This is a genomic window from Flavobacterium sp. (assembly GCF_044338735.1).
Taxonomy (GTDB): domain Bacteria; phylum Bacteroidota; class Bacteroidia; order Flavobacteriales; family Flavobacteriaceae; genus Flavobacterium.
On sequence record NZ_JBIIWV010000001.1, the window covers coordinates 30,552 to 49,474 of the forward strand.

The 18,923-nt window shown below is 35.2% G+C and carries 11 protein-coding genes; 10 read left to right on the forward strand and 1 reads right to left on the reverse strand.

All coding sequences use genetic code 11. The annotated features are described in order from the left end of the window. Nucleotide 1 precedes the first annotated feature (1 nt). The 5 genes from asnB to ACIQZC_RS00160 are packed head-to-tail and all read left to right on the forward strand — an operon-like array spanning nt 2 to nt 5,396. Nucleotides 2-1,888 carry an asparagine synthase (glutamine-hydrolyzing) gene (gene asnB, locus ACIQZC_RS00140; RefSeq protein WP_396137205.1) on the forward strand — a complete coding sequence of 629 codons (1,887 nt, stop codon included), beginning with the start codon at nt 2-4 and terminating at the stop codon, nt 1,886-1,888. Further along, complete coding sequence (locus tag ACIQZC_RS00145; RefSeq protein ID WP_396137206.1) at nt 1,878-3,047, forward strand: glycosyltransferase family 4 protein; 1,170 nt, start codon at nt 1,878-1,880, stop codon at nt 3,045-3,047. The genes asnB and ACIQZC_RS00145 overlap by 11 nt, the downstream gene beginning before the upstream one ends. Next, nucleotides 3,040-3,642: a sugar transferase gene (locus ACIQZC_RS00150; RefSeq protein WP_396137207.1), complete on the forward strand. Its 603-nt coding sequence runs from the start codon at nt 3,040-3,042 to the stop codon at nt 3,640-3,642. The genes ACIQZC_RS00145 and ACIQZC_RS00150 overlap by 8 nt, the downstream gene beginning before the upstream one ends. A 1-nt stretch (nt 3,643) precedes the next feature. Beyond that, nucleotides 3,644-4,258: an acetyltransferase gene (locus ACIQZC_RS00155; RefSeq protein ID WP_396137208.1), complete on the forward strand. Its 615-nt coding sequence runs from the start codon at nt 3,644-3,646 to the stop codon at nt 4,256-4,258. Continuing rightward, nucleotides 4,251-5,396: a DegT/DnrJ/EryC1/StrS family aminotransferase gene (locus ACIQZC_RS00160; protein WP_396137209.1), complete on the forward strand. Its 1,146-nt coding sequence runs from the start codon at nt 4,251-4,253 to the stop codon at nt 5,394-5,396. Before ACIQZC_RS00155 ends, ACIQZC_RS00160 begins: the two co-directional genes overlap by 8 nt. Nucleotides 5,397-5,879: 483 nt before the next feature. Here the strand turns inward: ACIQZC_RS00160 and ACIQZC_RS00165 are convergent, their stop codons facing one another. After that, nucleotides 5,880-6,428 carry a DUF3575 domain-containing protein gene (locus ACIQZC_RS00165; RefSeq protein WP_396137210.1) on the reverse strand — a complete coding sequence of 183 codons (549 nt, stop codon included), beginning with the start codon at nt 6,426-6,428 and terminating at the stop codon, nt 5,880-5,882. 116 nt (nt 6,429-6,544) lie between these two features. Between ACIQZC_RS00165 and ACIQZC_RS00170 the strand changes: the two genes are divergently transcribed. From ACIQZC_RS00170 to ACIQZC_RS00190, 5 genes are all read left to right on the forward strand, one after another. Then, nucleotides 6,545-8,434 (forward strand): polysaccharide biosynthesis protein, encoded by a 1,890-nt coding sequence (locus ACIQZC_RS00170; protein ID WP_396137211.1) that lies wholly within the window; start codon nt 6,545-6,547, stop codon nt 8,432-8,434. A gap of 18 nt (nt 8,435-8,452) precedes the next feature. After that, nucleotides 8,453-9,007: a sugar transferase gene (locus ACIQZC_RS00175; RefSeq protein WP_396137212.1), complete on the forward strand. Its 555-nt coding sequence runs from the start codon at nt 8,453-8,455 to the stop codon at nt 9,005-9,007. A gap of 323 nt (nt 9,008-9,330) precedes the next feature. Beyond that, on the forward strand, nt 9,331-13,548 hold the full coding sequence (locus tag ACIQZC_RS00180; protein ID WP_396137213.1) for a T9SS type A sorting domain-containing protein: 4,218 nt from the start codon (nt 9,331-9,333) through the stop codon (nt 13,546-13,548). Next, nucleotides 13,533-13,748, forward strand: coding sequence for a hypothetical protein (locus tag ACIQZC_RS00185; protein ID WP_396137214.1), 216 nt, complete (start codon nt 13,533-13,535; stop codon nt 13,746-13,748). Before ACIQZC_RS00180 ends, ACIQZC_RS00185 begins: the two co-directional genes overlap by 16 nt. Nucleotides 13,749-14,057: 309 nt before the next feature. Continuing rightward, the coding region (locus ACIQZC_RS00190) for a fibronectin type III domain-containing protein (RefSeq protein WP_396137215.1) at nt 14,058-18,923 on the forward strand (4,866 nt) is incomplete at its 3' end.

Consider the following 18,923-nt stretch of genomic DNA (forward strand, 5'->3'; position numbering starts at 1 on the left):
AATGTGTGGAATTAATGGTTTTTTAGCTATAAATAAGGGTAAAAATATTGCGGAGCAATTGGAGAAAATGAATAACTTAATTATTCATAGAGGTCCAGATGCTGATGGCGAATTTGTTGCTATGGAGGATCATTTTGGCATTGCGATGGGTATGCGTAGGCTGTCTATAATCGATTTAAGCACGGGTAATCAACCTATTTATTCAGAAGATCAATCTAAAGTTATAGTTTTTAATGGAGAAATTTATAATTATAAGGTACTAAAGGAGCAATTAATCGAACAAGGCTGCAATTTTAAAACTAATTCGGATACAGAAGTAATTTTAAAACTCTATGAAAAAGAAGGCGTGAAATCTTTTGGAAAGTTAGACGGAATGTTTGCTTTTAGTATTTATGATAAAACTATTGGAAAAGTCCTTATAGCTAGAGATTTTTTTGGAGAGAAGCCGTTATATTATTCACAAACAAATGATGGTTTTATATGGGCTTCCGAATTAAAATCGATAATAGCAACATTACCAAGCAAGCCAGAAATTGATACAACTGGTTTGTCATTATATTTTCAATTGACATATATCCCAGCACCGTTTACTATTTATGAAGGAATTCATAAATTACAAGCCAATCATTTTATTGAATTGGATTGTAATGAAAATTCTTATTTAATAGTTGAAATTGAAAAGCCAATCAATAAGTTTACTATACAATCAAAAAAAGAAGCAACAAAAACAACACACGATTTAGTTCAAAACAGTGTGCTTACACGAGCTATCTCCGATGTTCCGCTTGGTACTTTTTTATCGGGTGGTGTAGATTCTTCTGTAGTGTCTTTGTGTTTGTCACAACAACAAGAAAAAAAAATAGACACCTTTTCTGTTGGCTTTGAAAAAAAATCATTTGATGAGTCAGACAAATCGCGTTTGGTATCAAAATTAATTAATAGTAATCATCACGAATTTATTATTTCTGAAAAAGATTTAACAGCTAATATTGACGAAATTATATTAAATTTTGATGAGCCTTTTGCCGATTCTTCTGCATTGGCTACTTATTTGGTGTCAAAAAAAACTAAAGATTTTGTTAAAGTAGCCTTAACAGGTGATGGCGGCGATGAGGTTTTTGGAGGGTATAATAAATACTACATGGGTAGGTTAAATCAAAAATACACGTCCCTAATTCCACAAAAATTGCATACCAGTAGTTTGCAAATAGTAAATAAATTGTTAAGCACTAAACAGGATTCAAGAGGACTTAGATTTAAAGCTAGTAGATTGCTTAAGTCAATAAACTATGAAGGTGATTTTTATTATAATATAATTTCGTTAGGATTTAATGAAGTTGAGATAAAAGATATATTACAATCAAATGTTTATAAACCAAAAACCTTAAATTATTATAAAAATTTAATAAATTCTAAAAACAATTCAATAACTAATTTTAGAGCCATTGACAAACAATTGAGTTTGGAAGGAGACATGTTGGTTAAAGTGGATAGAACTAGTATGTTGGCTTCATTAGAATGTAGAGCGCCGTTTTTAAATAAGAAACTTTGGGATTTTACCAATCAATTACCAGATTCCTATCTTATAAATGGTTGGGATAAAAAACACATACTTAAAGAAGCGTTTAAAGATTATTTTCCAAAAGATTTTTTAAATAAATCCAAAAAAGGGTTTGGCGTGCCTGTTGGCGATTGGTTACGTTCTGAGTTGCGTTCAGAATTATTATCGTATATTGATAAAGTATTTGTCATCAAACAAAATATATTTCAATTTGATGTTATTTCAAAAATGGTAGAAGATCACTTGAGTTCAAAAATGGACAATACTTTTAGAGTTTGGACCTATTATTGTTTTCAAAAATGGTATAAAAATACGTATGAAGCCTAAATTATTACGAGTTACAACAGTACCGGAATCTCTTAAAATATTATTGAAAGGGCAGCACAAATTTATGTCAACCAACGGATTTGAAGTGATTGGAGTTTCAAGCGCTGGCAGTACATTGCACGAAGTAAGTAAAGAAGAAGAAATTAGAGTAATTGAGATTGAAATGAGTAGAAAAATTACTCCAATTAACGATTTTTTTTCTGTATATCATCTTTACAAAGTAATTAAAAAAGAAAAACCAATAATTGTTCATTCCCATACGCCTAAAGCGGGTATAGTTTCAATGTTAGCCGCAAAGTTGGCAAATGTACCTATCAGATTACATACAGTTGCCGGATTGCCCTTAATGGAAGCTACAGGAATGAAACGCAAAGTATTAAATTTTGTTGAAAAAGTTACTTATGCTTGTGCCACAAAAGTTTATCCTAATTCAAAAGGGTTGTATGAATTTATCGTTAATCAAGAATTAGGATCATCTGTAAAAATGAAAGTTATTGCAAATGGAAGCTCTAATGGAATTGATACAACTTATTTCGATTCAGAAAGAATTTCAGAAGAACAAAGGCGCGAATTACGAACTAAATTAAACATTCAAAAAGCAGATTTTGTTTTTGTTTTTGTTGGACGATTGGTAGGAGATAAAGGAATTAATGAATTAATTGATGCGTTTTCTAAAATAAAAGATTGTAATGTAAAATTACTTTTAGTCGGCGGGCTTGAACCTGATTTAGATCCTTTATTTAAACATACAATTAATGAAATCGATAAAAATTCAAATATTATTTCAGTTGGTTTTCAAAGAGACGTACGCCCTTATTTTGCTGTAAGTAATTGTTTGGTTTTTCCTAGCTATCGGGAAGGATTTCCTAATGTTGTTATGCAGGCAGGAGCTATGGCATTGCCAAGCATAGTTTCAAATATAAATGGTTGTAATGAAATTATTGAAGAAGGCATTAATGGAACTATAATACCTTTAAAAGACGCTGATTCTTTATTTGAGTCAATGCTCAAAATACTCAATGACAAATCATGGAGAAATCAATTAGTTAGTAATGCAAGAGACAAAATAGTATCTCGTTTTGAACAACAATTAGTTTGGGATGCTTTATTAAATGAATATAATAATTTGTTAATTGAAAATAAGCAGCATAATGTATAGAAGTTATTTAAAATTCTTAATAGATTTCATCTTTTCTTTAGTTGTTTTTAGTATATCTTTTCCAATTTTGTTACTAGTTATTTTACTTTTGATTATTGCAAATCAAGGAAAACCGTTCTTTTTTCAACTAAGACCGGGCAAAAACGGCAAAATATTTAAAATAATAAAGTTCAAAACTATGAACGATAAAAAAGATAATGAAGGAAATTTACTTCCGGATGCAAACCGATTAACAAAAATTGGTGCTTTTGTCCGAAAGACTTCTTTAGACGAAATTCCACAATTATTAAATGTACTAAAAGGAGACATGAGTTTGATAGGGCCAAGACCTTTGTTACCCGAATATTTGCCCTTATATAACGAATCGCAAAATAGAAGACATGAGGTAAAACCAGGTATTACGGGTTGGGCACAAGTAAACGGAAGAAATTCTATCAGTTGGCAACAAAAATTTGAATACGATACATGGTATGTGGATAATATGTCATTTGTATTAGATTGTAAAATTTTATTTTTAACAATTAAAAAAGTGTTTAAACGAGAAGGAATAACCGCTGAAAATTCAGTTTCAGCAGAAACATTTAAAGGAAACTAATATGTATTTATTTGGAGCTAGCGGACATTGTAAAGTGGTAATTGATATCATTCAAAAATCAAATTTAGATGTAATTGAAGGTATTATTGATGACAAACCAATTGTCGATAAAATTTTCAACATTCCAGTTATTAAGACACCAGAAACAAATTTTTTTCATAATAAATCTTTAATTATTTCAATCGGGAATAATAAAACAAGACAAAAGATAGTGAGTCAAATATTCACTAATTATCTAACAGCAATTCATCCAACATCAATTATAGCTACTCATGTAACTATAGAAGAAGGCACCGTTATTATGGCGGGTGCAATTTTAAATCCCAATGTTAAAGTAGGGAAACATTGTATCGTTAATTCAGGCGCGGTTATAGAACATGATTGTGTTTTAGATAATTTTGTACACCTATCACCAAATGCCGCTTTGGCTGGAAATGTTTCCATAGGAGAAGGCGCTCATATAGGAATTGGGTCGTCCATTATCCAAGGTGTTAAAATAGGAAAATGGGCAACCATTGGCGCAGGAACAGTTGTGCTAAATGATGTTCCTGATTATGCTGTGATTGTTGGAAATCCTGGAAAAATTATAAAATATAATTCTATAGAAAATGAATAACTCAAAAATATGGCTTTCCTCGCCACACATGGGAGGAACCGAACAACAATACATACAAGAAGCCTTTGATGCCAATTGGGTGGCGCCTTTAGGTCCAAACGTAAACGGATTAGAACAAGACTTAGAAAACTATTTGGGGAATAATGCTCACGTAGGCGCATTAAGTTCAGGCACAGCTGCTATTCATTTAGGTTTAATCTTATTAGGTGTACAACCGGGTGACGAAGTAATTTGCCAAAGCATGACATTTTCAGCATCGGCAAACCCAATTTTATATCTTGGTGCCACACCTGTTTTTGTAGATAGCGAAACACAAACTTGGAACCTTTGTCCCGTAGCATTAGAAGAAGCTATTTTAGCTCGAATCCAAAAAGGAAAGAAACCAAAGGCGATTATTGCAGTACATTTATACGGAGTGCCTTATCAAATTGAAGCAATCAGAGTCGTAGCAGATACGTATCAAATTCCAATTCTTGAAGATAGTGCAGAAGCATTAGGCAGCACATACAAAGGACAAAAATGTGGTACGTTTGGAAATATTGGTATTTTGTCATTTAATGGTAATAAAATCATTACTACTTCTGGTGGTGGAGCAATAGTCACGCAAACGGAAGCACTAAAAGAAAAAGCCATTTTCTATGCTACACAAGCTAGAGATAACGCACCGCATTACCAACATAGTGAAATAGGTTACAACTACCGCATGAGCAACATTTGTGCAGGTATTGGACGAGGGCAAATGGAAGTATTAGACAAGCATGTTGCCTTACGAAGACAAATGCACGATTTTTATGTAGAAGTATTTGCAGGAGTTGAAGGCGTGGAAGTATTTTCTTCTCCAACTGAAGACTATTATGCTAATTATTGGCTAAGTGCCATTACCATTGACGAAAACAAAACCAAAGGCATCACAAGAGAAACACTTAGGTTAGCCTTAGATGCTGAAAATATTGAATCCCGTCCGTTGTGGAAACCCATGCATTTACAACCCATTTTCTTCAACTACCCGTATTACGGAAAGCAGGTAGCCGAAACACTTTTTGAAACGGGATTGTGTTTGCCTTCCGGTTCTAATCTTACTGATGAGGATCGCACCCGAATAAAAAAAGCAATACATACTATTTTCAAACACCAATAAAAAAACCGCCAGATGGCGGTTTTTTTATTGTCTATTTCATTTTTTATTTCAAAACTCACGTATAAGTTAATTCCCTTTGCGTTCCTTGCGAAAAACTTCGCGAACCTTGCGGTTAAAGCATTCAGTTTTCAGCAATTATTACTATTTAATTTGAAATAAATAAAATCTTAATGCTCTTAATGCCTCAATGTTTTAAAATCGCTTATTTGTGCTATTGAATGCGAAGCATTTTCTTATATTTCCTTATATGCCTTATATGGTCACACTTCAACATCCAAAACACGCTTTATACAATTCTCATAGCGCGCTTGGCGTAAAACTTCGCGAACTTTGCGGTTAAAGCATAAGCTGTCAGCAATCAGCCGTTAGCTTTTCGTAAATCCCAAATCGTAAATCTCAAATTTCCACTTCATCAATCTAACAATCTAAATATCTAATTCACTAATTGGCACATTAGCTCATTGGCACATTGACTAATTACCCTCAAATTTTCCAAATCAAATTCACCCCACCACGATAAGGCAACCATTCGCCACTTTTATTAAATTTATCGGCATCTTCATAACGCACACCAGTTGTGCTATCGTATCCTTTATAAAAACTTTGAATCGTACCACCACCTACAAAAGCTTCTAAAGCAAACTTCTCGGTTATGGCATACACATAACCAATACTAATACCGGCCATATAATTATACCCTTTCTGATAATAATTAGTATTTTCATAACCATATTTTTGCAAATTAAACGTACTTCCTCCAATATGTCCTCCCACATAAAAACCGGTTAGCTCGGGCTTCGAATAATAACGAATTTCAGGGGTAACAATTAAAAAGCGCAAGGGCATACCGTTATAACTATTGAACACGGAACCAATAGCATCAATATGAAAGCTAAATCGTTTGCCCAAGCCTTTTTCATAACCTACTGAAGGAAAGCCAAGTAGCGTAGTAGCCGCATTCACATGAACCCGTTGTTGCCCAAAAACATTACTAAAAAACAACACAAAACAAACAACCAAAAAACGATTCATATTTAAAATTTTGGTAAATATAAGTATTTAAATTTTCAACAAGAACTGAAAAAAACCAATCTTATATTTTTTTTAGTCAAAAAAAGTATAACTTTGTGTATAATAATTCCCCAAGTATGCAATCTAAAATTAAAACCTTCATAAATTTAAAAAAACTTAGTTTTTTACCCTCATGGTCTATTTTATTAATTGATATAGTTATTTCTTTTATAATTGGCACTATTTCCTTTTTTATTTTTAAGAAAATAGGGGTAAAATTCCACAATGCCTTTTCTGTCCAAGTTCGACTAGCATTCTTAATTTTTACCTATGGTTTCTATTTCTTTATTTTTAGAACCTACAAAGGAATCATTCGTTACTCTAGTGTGGGGGATGCTGCCCGAATTTTCAAAGCAGTTTTTTCTTCTTTCGTCACTATAGCTATACTAGATTACGGTTATTTTTTTATACAAGGGCAACACGTGTTTGTAATATTAACTGTTTTTTTCTCCGCACTTTTCATCTTTTTTTCATTAGTTTCTTTCCGAATTTTAATTAAAACACTTTTTAAATATTTCACCGGAAACGAAGAAATCTCTGTAATTGAAAACATTGTATTTATTGGAGTTAACAGTACTACAATTGCAATGGCAGAAGTATTTGTTAATGATAATTCGCAATACAAGTTGCAGTTTTTTATTGACAAAAATAAATTCCTAAACGATAAAAAAGTATTGGGAATTCCCGTTATAGCCAAAACCAATTCAATCATTGCTATTTTACGTTACAACAAAATAAAACATGTGGTTTTAATTAAGAATTATTTACCAGAAAATGAAGAAGTAGAATTATTAAATGATTGTTTGCGCTTTAAAATTAATGTCTACAACCCTAAATTAATGAGCGGATTTGATTCCAATGCAAACACTTTAAAATCCCTTAAAAAATACACCATTGATGAATTGATGTTTCGCGACACAATAAGCATTAACAACCCAAGCGTCATCAATACATTTAATGGTAAAACCATATTAGTAACAGGAGGAGCTGGATCTATTGGAAGCGAAATTGTCAACCAACTATCCAATTTTAATCCCAATCAAATTATTATTTTAGATCAAGCAGAAACGCCGTTGAATTCCATTCAACTTACCATTTCAGCAGCTTTTCCAAACTTGATTTGTAACTATGAATTAGTAGATGTCACCAATAAAGCAGAAGTTACAAAACTGTTCCAAAAATACCAACCCGATATTGTTTTTCATGCTGCAGCATACAAGCACGTTCCAGTCTTAGAAACTAATTTCATGCAAGCGGTAAAAGTAAATATTTTTGGCACGAAAAATATACTAGATGCTGCTTTAGAATTTAAAACCAACCGATTGGTTTTCATTTCTACGGATAAGGCTGTGAACCCAACAAATGTTATGGGTGCTTCAAAACGAATTGCAGAAATAATGGTGCAGGCGCGTTTTCATAACCAAAAAAGTTCAGATAAAACACAAATCATCACCACACGTTTTGGTAATGTGTTAGGTTCTAACGGTTCTGTGGTGAATTTATTCGAAAAACAAATTAAGGAGGGCGGACCCATAACCGTAACGCATCCAGAAATTAACCGTTTCTTTATGACCATTCCAGAAGCTTGTAAGTTAGTTTTAGAAGCAGGAACCATGGGAGCAGGGGGTGAAATCTATATTTTTGATATGGGTAGACCCATTTTTATCAAAGATTTAGCAGAAAAAATGATTCGCTTAAGCGGAAAAGAACCCTATGACGACATTGACATTATCTATACCGGTTTACGTCCAGGTGAAAAGTTATATGAAGAAGTCTTAGCTGATACTTCAAAAACGCTACCTACGTATCATCCAAAAATCTTAATTGCACAAGATCCAATATTTTGTTACGAAAAAGTAGAGGAATTTTTATTCAAATTAAACAACAACACGTTTGAAAATAAAGCGGAATTAATTGAAGCATTTACCGAATTAGTACCCGAATTTATTCATACACCTCAAGAATAGACCCGTTAAACTTCTAGTATGGTAATTCTGTTAATTGCTTTTGTTTTTTTACTTTTAGTGATAGCTATCACAGCAATTGACACACAATCAAATGGTTTTTTTACACAAGAGCGAATAGGGCAATACGGAAAATCATTTCTGATTTATAAGTTACGAACCCTACATGTCAAAACAAATAAAACCTCCTTGTGGGGAAGAATGTTACGAAAAACCAAGTTAGACGAACTTCCGCAACTTCTTAATATTTTAAAAGGCGAAATGACGTTAGTAGGACCTCGTCCAGATGTAGCTGGCTATGCCGATAAATTAGAGGGTGCAGACCGTATTATCTTAAACCTAAAACCAGGCATCACCGGTTTAGCTTCCTTAAAATACCGCAACGAAGAACACATCTTAGCGCAACAAACTCACCCACAACACTACAACGATGAGGTCATCTGGCCAGACAAAGTACGAATAAACAAATGGTATGCAGAAAATCGCACTATTAGTATGGACGTCCAAATTATTTTTTTCACGCTAGTTCCCATGCCTTTTGATGTGGATCGTTTTATAGAGGGGAAAAGGGATTAGGGAAGAGTGAAAAGTAAAAAGTGATAACTGACAACCGACAACAGAGAACAGACAACCGAAAACAGACTTACAACCTACTTTACCATATTTCATGGCTACTTCCTTATATGTTTAATTAAAAAAACCTTTGCGCTCCTAGTGCCTTCCTAGTGTTCTTTGTGGTTTAAAAAACTTCTCACTCCCAACACCCATCATCCATCACCCAACACTCCCACATTTATTAACAATTTGTTAATACTTTTTTGCTTTTATCGATGATTATTTTATTATTTTTGAAAAAGAATAATAAATCCCTAATAGATAACTTTTTAAACAACAATTTTATGAAATACATACTACCATTTAATTTTTTAATCCCTTTGGCATCAAGCAACTCAGAAAAAAAGGCAATACGGTTGAAGAATCTGCTAGCACTAGTGGTGACGGTGTTGGGAATGGGTGTGAGTTGGGGGCAACTGCTTCAATGGAATACTTTTGCGAATACAGGTACTGAAACAACTGAACCAAGTATATTCAATAATGCAAATATTTCAGCAGCTAACCTTACTCAGGGGACTATTACTTCTGCTTCAAATTCAAACAGATTTGGAGGTACCGGGTGGTTCAATACTGGAAATACTGCAACTGCAGCAGGTAATACTTTGTCAGAAGCTATAGCGGGAAATGATTACATACAATTTATTGTTACTCCAAATTCAGGTTTTAGTTTTACACCAACCTCTTTTGTTTTTCAATGGGATAAATCTGGGACTGGACCAAAAAGTTTAACCTTGCGCTCTTCAGCTGATGCTTTTGCTGCAGACTTAGGAACTATATCAACTGCAGCTGCGTTGGGTACATCGAATACTATTACTATTTCTGGGTTAACGAGTTTAACAACAGCTACAACCTTTCGTATTTATGGTTATGGGGCCACAGCAACTAGTGGTAGTGGTGGCTTTGATGTTGGTTCAAATATAGTTAATGTTCAGCTTAATGGAACAACAGCATCTACCGCAACCCCATCTATTGCACTCTCATCACCTTCTCAGATAGCGGCAGGTAATGTAAATCAAGGGGCTACATCACATATATTATCAAATTTCCAAGCTGCAGTTACAGTTGCAGATGCGAGTTTAAATGCTATGACAGTAGTAACAGATGGAACTTATTCTACAAGTTCACACGTTAGTAATTATAAATTAATGTACAACGCTTCATCAAATACATTTGGTTCAGCAATCCAAATAGGAACCACTCAACCAAGTGTAGCTTCAGCAGGTACAATTACATTTAGTTCTCTTAATACAACAATTACAAATGGTAATATAGGATATTTTTGGATAACAGCAGATATTGATGCAAATGCTACAGCCGCTCAAACTGTAAGTATTGCTGCAAACCCAACGTTTACTTTTGCTTCAGGTTCACCAACAGGTTCCATTTCGGCATCAGGCGCACAAACATTTGTTGCTGTTACACCAAATATTGCTATTTCAAGTAATCACCCAACAGCATCTGGTATTAATCAGAATGCAACCAACCAAGTTTTTGGTTCGATTGCTTTGGCTGCTACTACTGCTAATGCCTCTTTAAATAGCGTTACAATTACTACTGGCGGTACCTATCAAATTAGTGACTTAGTGGCTTCAAGTTTTAAATTATATTACACCACTTCCAATGTTTTTTCCGCTGCTACTCAGCTAGGTTCGGCTCAAGCAATTGTTGCTTCAGGTAATACTATTACGTTTTCAGGTTTAAGTCAAATCATTAATTCAGGTGTTACTGGTTATTTATGGTTTACTGCTGATGTTGCGTACAATGCAGTTAATGGAAGAACTTTATCAACTGCTTCAACTGCATTTAACAATATTACTTTTGCAACTGGTAACAAAACAGGAGCTGACCCAGTAGTTGCTGGAAATGACCATACAGTCACAACTGTTTCGCCAAACGTAACTATTTCACAGGTGGGTCCAACGGTTGGGAACATTATTAATAATATAAACAATCAAATATTATATCAATTAAGTCTTGTAACTGCTGATAATGCAACAGATATTAATAGTTTAACTTTAACTACTGCCGGTACTTATGTACCTAGTGATTTAACAGCAAATGGTTTTAAACTTTGGTACAATACCGTAAATAGTTTATCGGGTGCAACACAACTAGGATCAGGACAAGGGATTGTTTCTACTGGAAATACTATAACATTTTCAGGTTTGACACAAAAGTTAAATATTGGAACTAGCTTCTTATTACTAACTGTGGATGTTGCGTCTGGAGCTACTCCAGGAAATAATATAAATATTACGTCTACCCCTTTTACAAATATTACTTTATCAGCGGGTAACAAATTAGGAGACAATCCTTCAACTGCAGGGGGGGTAAAAACTATTAGAATAGATATTGCTGTTGGTGATGTGGTTATTAATCAGTTTAGTCCAGATTATTCAGGTGGATCAAATGAATATGTTGAAATAGTTAATAAAACAGGGAATACCATCGATTTGTCTACTCTTAAATTATCATACCAATCAAGTTCTGGAAGTTCAGGGACCGCTGGAGCAACTCTATCAGGTAGTTTAGCACCATATAGTTTTTGGTTATTATCGCCAGATACTACTATAACAACAGGTCTTACTAGTAACTTAACTAGAGATGGTTCTTTTACGGCAGGTTTTGCCGGGGCGAGTGGTCAAATAGCCATACAGCGCGTTTCAGACAATACAATTATTGATGCTGTTGGATATGGGACTTTAACTGGAGGAACTTTTTCTGAAGGTACTCCTGCTTCAACACCACTAGTAGATGGTGGTTTAAGAAGAGTAATAGATGGTGCTGATACGGGTGTTAACAGCACAGATTATACAACAGTTACTAATGCAAACATTTATTTAAGAAATAGCAATTCTAGATTAGGTATTGCAGGAAGTACTATCGGCGCTGGAACTTTTACAGATTTTGTTGTAACCGGAAACACCTCGTTGAGCGGCGCTGTGAATGTTACAAATAGATTATCACTAATTGGTGGAACTTTAACTACTGGTGATAACTTAACTTTAAAATCATCATCAACAGGAACCGCAAACGTACCACCAATTACTGGAGCAATAACCGGCAACGTAACAGTAGAACGCTACATTCCATTAGGAAAACGCGCATTCAGATTATTAAGCCCTGCGGTAACCACCACAACGTTTATTTCAGGCAACTGGCAAGAACAAACCCATATTACTGGTGGTTTAGGTGCAACTGGTTTAGGCTTTGATGCTACTGAAACCAATAATCCGTCGATGTTTACCTATGACAACCAAGCGGCACAGGGTGTAAGCGGTTGGACACCAATTCCCAACACCAATAATACAAATTTAATTGCAGGAGTAGGATATAGAGTTTTAATTAGAGGTGACAAAACGCCTGCAAATATCACTTCAGCTTCAGCTAATGATATGAATGCTGCCATCACATTAAGCGCTACAGGAACCTTAAAAACAGGAACCGTTGCCTTAAGTTCAAGTAGTACACCATCAATTAATAGTACAACTAACACAGTTACTAATGGTTATAGTTTAGTGGGCAACCCATACCAAAGCGCAGTAGATTGGCATTTAGTTACTAAAACGGGTATTGAGGATACGTATTATGCCTGGGCTCCAAACATGGGGACAGGAGCTGCGAGAGGTAATTATGTAGCTTATAATGTTTCAACAGGTAATAGTGGTGGAGGCTCAGTAGGTCAATTCATTCAACCTGGTCAAGCGTTTTTCGTAAAGAATACAGGTTCAAGTGCAGGTACATTAACCTTTGAAGAAGCGCACAAAGCGACAACTAGTGCTAATGTATTTAGAACCGCAAATACTCCTACTTTGGCGGTAGCGTTATATGATCCTAACGAACTAGCAATAGGAGCGTATCCTATTGATGCAACGAAAGCTGTTTTTAGTTCTGATTACTCAAACGAATTAGGACTTGGTGATGCTACGAAATTAGAAGCAGCAGGTGAAAACATCGCATGGTTTAGAAACAATACTAAACTAGCCATTGATGCAGCGGCACCAGTAACTACATCAGATGAGTTAGCGATGAAAACTATGCGTTTAGGAGCAAATAAAAATTATACGTTTAAAATTCAAACTACTAATTTTGACACAGCTTTAACACCTTATTTAGTAGATAATTTCTTAAACACACAAACAGAAATTACTACTTCACAAGCATATTTAGCATCATTTGCAACGACAAGTAACCAAGCTTCTTACAGTGAGGATCGTTTTAAAATTGTATTTCAAACCAGCGCATTAACTACGGATGATTTTGTAAAAAACATCAAATTATATCCTAACCCAGCAAAAGCAGGAGGTAGTTTCTATGTTGATGGCATTACAGAAGCAACAGTTTCAGTATACAATGTTGTAGGACAAAACATTCCGGTAACGGTAATGAGCCAAGGAAATGCCATTCAGGTAACACCAAGTGCTAGTTTAAGTAAGGGTGTGTATTTAGTAAGCATTACTTCACAAGGCGTAACCAAACAAGTAAAATGGATTGTAGAATAATAATACGAAGCAAAATGAAAAATACAGCAAAAATAATATACAGTATCGCTTTAGTGTTAGTTACTTTCACACTGCAAGCACAAGAACCTTTTCAAGATGACACACAAGACGTTCCGGTAGATGATTATTTACCATTGCTTTTTATAACAGCAATAGGAATAGCATATTGGCTAATTCATAAAAGAAAACTGGTTAAATAAATAACAAAAACCGTCTCAATATGAGGCGGTTTTTTTATTTTATTTGGTAAAAAGGTATAGGGTATACGCTAAAAAAAAATTATTTTAACTTCGTTATTCCAATTTATTTTCAAATCTTCAAATCTCCAAATTGTTAAATTGATTCATCACCCATCACCCATCACCTATCTCCCCTAAACAGCTTTTCATCGAATAAATAAACCCTTCATCGAAAATAATGTAAAAATAAAATTAATTAATTGTAAAATTGTAGATTATATTAATTTAAAGCTAACAATACCCTATTTATTAACCTATTTTATTGCATTTATGATAAAATCAATTACACAAAAAGGCACTAAAAATCTAGTGCGTAACTTAAACAGCTATCCTATAAGTTGTATTAAACCAATCAAACACCTTACTTGTTTACTCATCTTACTTTTTTCAAGTATGGGTTGGGGGCAGGTCTATTTGGCTAATCAATCATTTGATGGGACAACATTCGTGCCTTCTAGTTGGACTAATTTACTTACTTCAGGATCAAATACTTGGACAAGAGCTACATCAGGAACATATCCAACATGTTCTCCTCGTTCAGGAACAGGTATGGCAATGTTTAATTCATATTCTAGTCCAGGTACAGGAGTAAGATCTTTAATAACGCCTGTATTAGATTTTTCTACTGCTGGAACAAAACGTATAACATTTTGGATGTATAGAGATAATGGATATCCTACTGATGCTGATAAAATTGAAATTTATACAAACACTAGTGCTAATTTAACAGGTGCTACATTATTAGGTACAATAAACAGATCAAGAAGTTTAGCTCCTACTGTTGGTTCAGATGGATGGTATGAATACTTTTATGATGTTACTACAACAAGTGCTACAACATATGTTATTTTTAAAGCAATTGGTGCATATGGAAATAATATGTACGTTGATGATATTAAAGTTGAAGCACCACCAACACCTTGTTCAGGTACGCCAACAGCAGGTACTATTTCTACAGCAAATCAATATTTGTGTAGCGGTGCAACCGTACCAAATCTAGTGAATACAGGTTTTTCTTCAGGAGTTACTGGAATTACGTTTCAATGGGAGCAATCTACAGATAATGCTACTTGGGCTAATGTTACTACTGGTACTGGTGCAACAACAGCCACTTATACGCCACCTGCTTTTGCAGGTACAACTATTTACTACCGTTGCAATGTAACGTGTGCTAATGGTGGCGGTGCTGCGGCAACACCCTCTGTGTCAATTAATCCGCCCGCTAATCCAGTAACACAGGTTACCAATGCAGTAGCTTCTTCAATTAGTTATACAGGTTTTACCACTACATGGGTAAATGGTAACGGAAACAGACGTGTGGTGTATTTAAGCGATACAGCCATCGTTGATCCTTCAAATGCAACAGGTGCAGCAGTGCATACAGCAAATACGGTTTATACAGGAAGTGGCCAACAAATTGTCTATGACGGAACGGGAACAAGCGTTTCAGTAACAGGTCTTACTTTAGGTACTACCTATTATGTTAAAGTTTTTGAATATACAAGATGTGGTGCTGCTCCTTATGATTATTATTACAGCGCAATTTCTGGCACTAACGCCATTTCAGTGTCAACGTCAAGTATTTCTCCAACACCTTGGTCAGAAGGTTTCGCAACAGGAGTAGCTACCTTTCCAAACTGGCTAGTAACAGCTGGTTCTGTAGGAACAATCACAGCTGTAAATCCAGCGTTAAGCTCCAATTATTACTATGTAAATTTATATGGCACTCAACCTGTAGCTGCTATTACTACGCCAATCATTGGTTCAATGCCATCAAATTACCGTTTTGTAGTAAAGTATAAATTAGCAAATTATAGTTCTCCGTATGCTCCTCCAGCAAGTGGAAGTGGTAATTTTATCGTCGCTATTTCTACAGATAATGGCTCAAGTTATACAGATGTTGAAACTATTGCAAACAATGCTGTTGCTGGATGGCAAGAATATATACTTAATTTAAGTGCTTATGTCGGTCAAAACATTCGTATTCGTCTTACTGGAAATAGAACAAGTGGCGATTATTATTTAGCATTTGATAATTATAGTGTGGAAGCCATACCCTCTTGTTTATCTCCAAACACATTAGTTTTATCATCTATTACAAACAATAGTGCTTCATTATCTTGGACAGCACCTGCATCTGCTCCAGGAAGTGGTTATGATGTGTATTATAGCACAACGAATACTGCGCCAACTGCTGGGACAACCCCATCTGCCAATGTGCCTTCAGGAACAACTTATGCGTTTAGTGGATTAACAGCAAGTACCACTTATTATTCTTGGGTACGTTCTAATTGTGGTTCTGGTGATGTAAGTTTATGGGTAGCAAGTGCTAGTTTTACAACATCGTGTAATCCTGTTTCCTCTTTGCCTTGGACTGAAGGATTTGAAGGGTTGTCAAGCGTAAGCACAACAACATTTCCAAGCTGTTGGCTAGAAGGAACGGGTATAAATTGGGGTTCACTAAGTGCATCTACTTCATCATATAACGACCCAAGAACAGGAAATTATTATATTGGATGTATGTATGGAGGTACAAATGATCGTATTTGGACACCTGGTTTTCAATTAACAGCAGGAGTATCCTATGATTTTAGTACATATTTTGTTGGTGATGGTTACAGTGGTTGGACAGGAGACATAGTTTATAATACATCTGCATTAGCTTCAGGTGAAACAGTTTTAGGGACTTCTTTTATTACCAGTTCTACAGCGTCTACTACTGCTATTAATTATTCACAAATTACTAGAACTTTTGTTCCTTCAACTTCGGGTATTTATTATTTTGGAATTAGAATAACTTCGTCATATGTTCCTTATAGTTATTTAGCATTTGACGATTTTAAGTTAGAGTTATCCCCAACATGTTCTGCTCCAACATCACTTTCAATTTCTTCAATCACGAATTCGGCGGCAAATTTATCTTGGACAGCTCCTGCATCTGCACCAGCAAGTGGTTATGATGTTTATTACAGTACGACGAATACTGCGCCAATAGCTGGAACAAGCCCAACTGCCAATGTGTCGTCAGGAACTAATTATGCTTTTACTGGATTAACAGCAAGTACCACTTATTACTCGTGGGTACGTTCTAATTGTGGTTCTGGGGATTTAAGTACTTGGGCTGCAAGTGCAAGTTTTACAACACAATGTAATCCTGTTTCAGTACCCTATTCTCAAGATTTTGAAAGTGTAACTATTCCTGCGTTACCTATTTGTACCAGTATTGAAAATGCAGGAACAGGTAATAATTGGAAAACAGCCAGTCCAGGATTATATGGTTTTACTACTAAATGTTTAAATTATTCATATAATGGCAATAATCCTGCTAACGCTTGGTTTTATACAGCAGGAATTAATTTAACGGCAGGTACTTCATATCGAATTTCCTATAATTATGGTAGTAGTTCAACAACTTCTTACCCAGAAAATTTAAAAGTAGCTTATGGAGTTGCTGCGTCAAGTGCTAGTATGACAACAACATTAGCAACTCATACTAATATATTAACGAATTCGGCGCCTTCAAGTACTGTAGATTTTACTCCAAGCACTACCGGTATTTATTATTTTGGCTTCAATGCTTTTTCTGATACAGATATGGAGGACTTATATGTTGATAATATTTCAATAATACTTACTCCAAACACCTGGACAGGTACCACAAGTAATTCTTGGAGCACAGCAAGTAACTGGTCATTAAGTACGGTACCAACTTCTTCAGATGATGTATTAATTTCTTCAAACGGTTCAAATGCACCGGTTATGGATGTAGATGTTACTATTCCTGCAGGAAAAAGTTTAACAGTAAGCGGTACAGGAACATTAAATATTGCGCCAGGTAAAGTATTAACTATAGCAGGAACCGCTAATTTTGGAGCAAGACCAGTAACCTTTAAATCAGATGCCACAGGAACAGCTATGTTAGGTCCATTAACAACAGGAACCCTTGCGGGTGCAACCAGTGTTACCGTAGAACGTTACATCCCTTTAGGCAAACGCGCTTTTAGATTATTAAGTCCGGCGGTAACCACTAGCAACAATATTTCACAAAACTGGCAATTGGCTACACACATTACGGGTACGAGTGGTGCTTCAGGCGGCTTTGATGTTACTGAAACCAATAACCCATCTATGTATACCTATGACAACCAAGCGGCACAGGGTGTAAGCGGTTGGACACCAATTGCCAACACCAATAATACAAATTTAATTGCAGGAGTAGGATATAGAGTTTTAATTAGAGGAGACAAAACGCCTGCAAACATCACTTCAGCTTCAGCTGATAATATGAATGCAGCCATTACATTAAGCGCTACAGGAACCTTAAAAACAGGAACTGTTGCCTTAAGTTCAGGCAGCACACCATCAATAAATAATACAGCAAATACAATTACTAATGGTCATAGTTTAGTGGGCAACCCCTATCAAAGTGCTGTAGATTGGCATTTAGTTACTAAAACAGGTATTGAGGAAACTTATTATGCCTGGGCTCCAAATATGGGAACAGGAACTGCGAGAGGTAATTATGTAGCTTATAATGTTTCAACAGGTAATAGTGGTGGAGGCTCAGTAGGTCAATTCATTCAACCTGGTCAGGCGTTTTTCGTAAAGAATACAGGTTCAAGTGCAGGTATATTAACCTTTGAAGAAGCAGATAAAGCGACAACTAGTGCTAATGTATTTAGAACCGCAAATACTCCTAGTTTGGGGGTAGCGTTATATGATCCTAATGAATTGGCAATTGGCGGGTATCCTATTGATGCTACAAAAGCTGTTTTTAGTTCAGAGTACTCAAACGAATTAGGTCTTGGTGATGCTACAAAATTAGAAGCAGCAGGTGAAAACATTGCGTGGTTTAGAAACAATACTAAACTAGCTATTGATGCAGCGGCACCAGTAACTACTTCAGATGAATTAGCGATGAAAACTATGCGTTTAGGCGCAAATAAAAATTATACGTTTAAAATTCAAACGACTAATTTTGACACAGCTTTAACACCATATTTAGTAGATACTTTCTTAAACACGCAAACAGAAATTGCTACTTCACAAGCGTTTTTAGCATCATTTGCAACCACAAGTAACCAAGCTTCTTACAGTGAGGACCGTTTTAAAATTGTGTTTCAAACCAGCGCGCTA